The organism is Stenotrophomonas sp. 05L44_2 (assembly GCF_056665995.1).
Genome location: NZ_JBFTNR010000190.1, coordinates 1 through 5908, shown reverse-complemented (window position 1 = coordinate 5908; position 5908 = coordinate 1). Strand labels below are relative to the sequence as shown.

8 protein-coding genes are annotated in these 5908 nt (G+C 66.8%); 6 read left to right on the top strand and 2 right to left on the bottom strand.

All coding sequences use genetic code 11. The features are described from left to right. Positions 1-454 (bottom strand): NAD(P)H-dependent oxidoreductase (locus tag AC1VAN_RS08655; RefSeq protein ID WP_480985634.1); only part of this gene is annotated, 454 nt, incomplete at its 3' end. Positions 455-471: 17 nt separating this feature from the next. Here AC1VAN_RS08655 and AC1VAN_RS08650 point away from each other — a divergent pair. The 4 genes from AC1VAN_RS08650 (at position 472) to AC1VAN_RS08635 (ending at position 2941) form a co-directional block, all read left to right on the top strand. Further along, positions 472-801 carry an ArsR/SmtB family transcription factor gene (locus AC1VAN_RS08650; RefSeq protein ID WP_032975893.1) on the top strand — a complete coding sequence of 110 codons (330 nt, stop codon included), beginning with the start codon at positions 472-474 and terminating at the stop codon, positions 799-801. 15 nt (positions 802-816) lie between these two features. Further along, the gene (locus AC1VAN_RS08645) at positions 817-1323 is read left to right on the top strand and encodes an arsenate reductase ArsC (protein ID WP_442251618.1); all 507 of its coding nucleotides are present in this window, start codon (positions 817-819) and stop codon (positions 1321-1323) included. A gap of 14 nt (positions 1324-1337) precedes the next feature. Beyond that, positions 1338-2360, top strand: coding sequence for an ACR3 family arsenite efflux transporter (arsB, locus tag AC1VAN_RS08640; RefSeq protein WP_032951566.1), 1023 nt, complete (start codon positions 1338-1340; stop codon positions 2358-2360). A 188-nt stretch (positions 2361-2548) separates the two neighbouring features. Continuing rightward, positions 2549-2941 carry a DoxX family protein gene (locus AC1VAN_RS08635; protein ID WP_025873933.1) on the top strand — a complete coding sequence of 131 codons (393 nt, stop codon included), beginning with the start codon at positions 2549-2551 and terminating at the stop codon, positions 2939-2941. Positions 2942-2980: 39 nt separating this feature from the next. Here the strand turns inward: AC1VAN_RS08635 and AC1VAN_RS08630 are convergent, their stop codons facing one another. Further along, positions 2981-3988, bottom strand: coding sequence for a LacI family DNA-binding transcriptional regulator (locus AC1VAN_RS08630; RefSeq protein WP_480985633.1), 1008 nt, complete (start codon positions 3986-3988; stop codon positions 2981-2983). 95 nt (positions 3989-4083) lie between these two features. Between AC1VAN_RS08630 and AC1VAN_RS08625 the strand changes: the two genes are divergently transcribed. Together AC1VAN_RS08625 and AC1VAN_RS08620 are read left to right on the top strand one after the other, a co-directional pair. Beyond that, a complete protein-coding gene (locus tag AC1VAN_RS08625; RefSeq protein WP_140227580.1) occupies positions 4084-5136 on the top strand; it encodes a sugar phosphate isomerase/epimerase family protein in 1053 nt (350 codons plus the stop codon). Positions 5137-5162: 26 nt separating this feature from the next. Continuing rightward, the coding region (locus AC1VAN_RS08620; protein WP_480985632.1) for an MFS transporter at positions 5163-5908 on the top strand (746 nt) is incomplete at its 3' end.

Here is a 5908-nt window from a genome sequence, read left to right as displayed (position 1 = left end):
TGTTGAACGACTGCGAACCGCCACTGACCTGCATCACCGCCAGCGYCYTGCCCTGCGTCGGGCGCACGCTGCCGTCTTCCAGCGGCAGCCAGTCGATCTGGTTCTTGAACACGCCGGTGACCGTGCCGTGGCGCTCCGGGCTGATCCAGACCTGGCCTTCGGACCAGTGCGACCACGCGCGCAGGCGCTGCACTTCAGGGTGATCGGCGCCGACGCTGTCGAGCATGGGCAACGCATGCGGATCGAACACCCGGGTCTCGCAGCCGAGGTGGCGCAGCAGGCGCTCGGCCTCCAGCGCCAGCTTGCGGCTGAACGACTGCGGGCGCAGCGAGCCATACAGCAGCAGGATCCGCGGCGGGTGTGCGCGGCCGGCGCCCAGCAGGGTCGGGTCGGGCTGGGGAAGCGAGGCTTCGACCAGATTCGGAAGGGTGGCGCTTGCGATGGATTCATTCATTCGACTATTCTAGAAATATGGAAACGAAGAATGCAATCACCGCCCTTACCGCCCTGGGCCATGCCACCCGCCTGGCCGCGTTCCGGCTGCTGGTCGAAGCCGGCCCGGCCGGACGCATGGCCGGTGACATCGCCGCCGCCCTGCAGGTGCCGCCGGCCACGCTCAGCTTCCACCTGAAGGAGCTGCTGCAGGCCGGGCTGGTCGAGAGCGAGAGCCAGGGCCGCAATGTCTGCTACCGCGCCAACTTCAGCGCGATGACCGGCCTGATCGACTACCTCACCCACAACTGCTGCGCAGGCTCGCCCGATCCTGCCTGCAGCCCCACCTCCCCTGATTGCGCCTGCTGACCGGAGATCTGCTTCGTGACCACCCAACGCGTCCTGTTCCTGTGCACGGGCAATTCCGCCCGCAGCGTCCTTGCCGAAGCCACGCTGCGGGCGTGGGCCGGTCATCGCTTCGAGGTCTTCAGCGCCGGCAGCCAGCCCACCGGCGAGGTCAATCCGTTCGCACTTGCGCAATTGCAGGCCGAGGGCATTGCAACGGCAGGCCTGCGCAGCAAATCGTGGGACGAGTTCGCCGGCGGCGCGCCGATGGACCTGGTGATCACGGTCTGCGATGCCGCGGCCGCCGAGGCATGCCCGGTGGTGTTCGGCGATTTCGTGCGCGCGCACTGGGGCCTGCCTGATCCGGCCGCCGTTGATGGCAGCGCGGAGGACAAGGCGGCTGCGTTCGCGCAGGCCCACGCCATCGTCAAGGCACGGTTGCTGGCCCTGCTGGCATTGCCCGCAGACACATGGTCCGACCGCGGGCCGTTGAAAGATGCGCTGGATCGCATGGGTTTCGTGCAGCCCGGGGACGGCCAGGCGTGAGCGCACCGGCACCGATGGGATTGTTCGAGCGTTACCTGACCCTGTGGGTGGCGCTGTGCATCGTGGCCGGCACCCTGCTTGGCCACGCGCTGCCGCAGCCTTTCGCTGCGCTGGCGTCGGCAGAGGTGGCCAAGGTCAACCTGCCCATCGCGGTGCTGATCTGGCTGATGATCATCCCGATGCTGCTGCGGGTCGATTTCAGTGCGATGCGCCAGCTCGGCCAGCACTGGAAAGGCATCGGCGTAACGCTGTTCATCAACTGGGCAGTCAAGCCTTTCTCGATGGCGTTGCTGGGCTGGTTCTTCCTGCGCCACGTGTTCGCCGACGCGCTGCCCGCCGCGCAGATCGACAGCTACATCGCCGGGCTGATCCTGCTGGCAGCAGCGCCCTGCACCGCGATGGTCTTCGTGTGGAGCAACCTGTGCCGCGGCGATGCCAATTTCACCCTCAGCCAGGTGGCGTTGAACGACGCGATCATGGTGGTGGCCTATGCACCGGTGGTAGCGCTGCTGCTGGGCCTGTCGGCGATCAGCGTGCCATGGGACACGCTGCTGCTGTCGGTGTCGCTGTACATCATCGCACCGGTGCTGGTGGCCGCACTGCTGCGGCGCTGGATGCTGGCCCGTCGCGGCCAGGCTGGCCTGCAGTCCGCGCTGCGCACGCTGGGCCCGGTCTCGCTGCTGGCCCTGCTGCTGACGCTGGTACTGCTGTTCGGCTTCCAGGGCGAGCAGATCGTTCGGCAGCCGCTGGTCATCGCCATCCTGGCGGTGCCGATCCTGATCCAGGTCTACTTCAACTCCGGGCTGGCCTACCTGCTCAACCGGCGCCTGGGTGTTGCCCACTGCGTGGCCGGTCCCTCGGCGCTGATCGGCGCCAGCAACTTCTTCGAACTGGCCGTGGCCACCGCCGTGGGCCTGTTCGGCGTGCATTCCGGCGCGGCGCTGGCGACCGTGGTCGGCGTGCTGATCGAAGTACCGGTGATGCTGTCGGTGGTGCGCATCGTCAATGCATCGCGCGGTTGGTACGAGCGGCGCTGAGGCAAGCACGCACCGCGCAGGTCGCCCAGGCTGCCGACGCCATCGCTCTCAACATCCACTTCACCCGTGATGGGATTCGATGGCCGGACAGGAGCTCCTGCTGCAGCGCCCGGTCGGTTGGGGCAAGGGCATACCGCCCTGCATGGTTGTTGATCATCCCCCGCCCTGCCCACCCTGAGGACGTTGCCGTGGACACATCACTTCACTCCCTTGCGAAGCTGGCCGCCCGCGTATTGCTGATGCTGCTGTTCCTGGTATCGGGCCTGGGCAAGCTGTCCGACCCGGCGGCAACACAGGGCTACATGGCGGCGATGGGTCTTCCCGGCATCCTGTTGTGGCCGACCATCCTGTTCGAGATCGGCACGGCCCTGTGCATCCTGCTCGGTTTCCAGACCCGGGCAGTAGCCGCGGTGCTGGCCGCCTTCAGCCTGGTCACGGCCTTCATCTTCCACCACCAGCTCGCCGACCCGGTGCAGCAGATCATGTTCCTGAAAAATCTGGCCATCGCCGGCGGCTTCCTGCTGCTGGCCTGCAGCGGGCCTGGCCGCTTCAGCGTGGACGCCAGGCGCGGCAAGCCCTGAGCCGGGCAAAGCGCGGCATCCCGCCGCCCTGCCCTTGCCTCAGCGACCCTTGGGCGGGGCCGTCGAACCCCGCAGCATCACGCTGAAATCCAGCGTCTGCTGAAGCGGTACATCGACCTGTTCGATGATGGCGAGCAGCAGGTTGACCGCGCGCTCACCGATCTCCCGCATCGGTTGCCTGATGGTCGTCAACGGAGGCGTGAGGTAACGCGATGACGCCAGGTCGTCGAAGCCGACGATGGAGACGTCATCCGGCACGCGGATGCCCAGGTCACGGCAGGCTGCCAGCGCACCCAGCGCCATCTGGTCGCTGAAGCAGAAGATCGCGGTGGGTGCGGTTGCGGGCGGCAGCAGCGCCATCGCGGCCGCATGGCCGGACTCCACGGAAAAGTCACCCGGCACGACGCTGAGGTGGCGCAGGCGGCCACGCGCCCTGCCGGCGGCGCGCACGCCTTCCAGCCGTTGCGTGTGCAGGGGATTGTCGGGCGGTCCGCCCACCACAGCGATCCGCTCGTGCCCCAGTCCGTACAGGTGCTCCATCACAGCGCGCGCGGCGGCCGCGTTGTCGATGTGGACGCTGGGGATGCCCAGCGCGGGATCGAATTCGCATCCATTGACCACCGGTGCAGCGGTACCTCGTTGCTGGACAATTTCGCGCGCCGTCGGCGGCAGGCGATGCCCCAGCACGATCAGACCATCGGCCTCGTTGCGCCGGAGCATCTGCGCGTAGCGCTCCTCGCGCTCGGGCAGGTTCTGGGTGTCGCCCAGCAGTACGGCGTAGCCAACGGCCTGCGCCGCATCCTCCGCGCCCTGCAGGATCTGCGCGAAGAACGGGTTGGCGATGTCCGGCACGGTGACCAGGATCTTGCCGCTGCGCTGGGTCTTGAGTGTCCTGGCCACCGTGTTGGGCACGTAGCCCAGCGCAGCAGCGGCCTGCTCGATGCGCGCGCGAGTAGCCGGCAGCACTYTGTCCGGCCGGGAAAGCGCTCGCGACACCGTGCCTGCGGAGACGCCGACGTGCCTTGCGATGTCGTAGATGGTGGCCATGGCGCTACCTCTTCCTTTCGCTGTGCAGTGCACAACGGGTCTTTCGAATGCCCCTGCTAGGATAATGCAATCGATTGCATCGAGGGCGAATCAACGTGAAGACGCTCAAGGGTCCAGCGCTGTTCCTGGCGCAGTTCATCGGCGACACACCACCCTTTGATCGGCTGGACACGCTGGCCGGATGGGCCGCGGGGCTGGGCTATTCTGGCGTACAAGTGCCGACCAGCGCGCCCCACCTGTTCGATCTGGCCGAGGCGGCGCGCAGCCAGGCGTACTGCGACGATGTCAGCGGCATGCTGGGCGGACATGGCCTGCAGATCACCGAGCTGTCCACCCACCTGCAGGGGCAGCTGGTTGCCGTCCATCCGGCCTATGACAGCCTGTTCGACGGATTCGCGCCGCCGGACAAGCGTGGCGATCCGGCCGCCCGCCAGGCCTGGGCGGTGCAGCAGCTGCTGCTGGCCGCCAAGGCCAGCCAACGCCTGGGGCTGACCGCGCATGCCACATTCTCCGGCGCACTGGCCTGGCCTTACTTCTATCCCTGGCCGCAGCGGCCACCCGGGCTGGTGGACGAAGCCTTCGCCGAACTCGGCCGACGCTGGCGCCCGATCCTGGATGCCTTTGACGCCTGCGGCGTGGACCTGTGCTTCGAGATCCATCCCGGCGAGGACCTGCATGACGGCGCGACCTTCGAGCGCTTCCTCGACGTGGTGGACCACCATCCCCGCGCGAAAATCCTGTACGACCCCAGCCACCTGCTGCTGCAGCAGATGGACTACCTCGGCTTCATCGACCGTTACCACGATCGCATCAGCATCTTCCACGTCAAGGACGCGGAATATCACTCCAGTGCCAGTAGTGGCGTGTATGGCGGCTACCAGGACTGGATCGATCGTCCGGGCCGATTCCGATCACTCGGCGATGGGCAGATCGACTTCAAGGCGATCTTCTCGAAATTCGCCCAGTACGACTTCCCCGGCTGGGCAGTGCTGGAATGGGAGTGCTGCCTGAAGCACCCGGAAGACGGTGCACGGGAAGGAGCCACCTTCATCCGCGACCACATCATCCGCGTGACCGAACGCGCCTTCGACGACTTTGCCGACAGCGGCACCGATCCCGGATCACTGCGCCGCATGCTCGGGATCTGAGACATCACTGCCTGGGAGGGCAAGCCATGACGCACACCATGTCGCGCTTGGGCGCGATGATGTTTCTGCAGTTCTTCATCTGGGGGGCATGGTTCGTCACCCTGGGAACCTATCTGGTGCAGGGCCCGCTGCAGGCCAGCGCAAGCCAGGTGGCGACGGCCTTCCTCAGCCAGTCCATCGGTGCCATCGTCGCGCCTTTCCTGGTTGGCTTGATCGCTGACCGCTACTTCGCGGCGCAGCGCATCCTTGCGGTCCTGCACCTGGCTGGCGCAGTACTGATGTGGCTGGCGTCCACCGCAACCAGCTTCAGCATGTTCTCCGCCTGCGTCATGGGCTACATGCTGCTGTTCATGCCGACGCTGGCACTGGCCAACAGCGTGGCGATGCGGCACATGCAGTCGCCCGAGAAACAGTTCCCGCTGGTGCGGGTGGCCGGCAGCGTCGGCTGGATCGTGGCAGGCGTGCTGATCGGCTGGCTGGGCTGGGAACAGGCGCACCGGCTCGAGCTGACCTTCCGGATGGCGGCGATGGCGTCGCTGGCGCTGGGCCTGTATGCGTTCACCCTGCCGCACACCCCGCCGCTGGCACAGCAGCGCGACGCCGGCCTGGGACAGATCCTGGGGCTGGATTCGCTGCGCCTGCTGAAGTCACGCTCGTACCTGGTGTTCTTCCTTGCGTCCATCGCGATCTGCATCCCGCTGGCGTTCTACTACAACTTCACCAACCCGTATCTCAACGATCTGGGCGTGCGCTCAACGATCTGGGCGTGCGC

Bases quoted from the DNA above. Each gene is read 5' to 3' on its own strand.
- arsB (WP_032951566.1), top strand. From the start codon at position 1,338: ATGGGATTGTTCGAGCGTTACCTGACCCTGTGGGTGGCGCTGTGCATC.
- AC1VAN_RS08650 (WP_032975893.1), top strand. From the start codon at position 472: ATGGAAACGAAGAATGCAATCACCGCCCTTACCGCCCTGGGCCATGCC.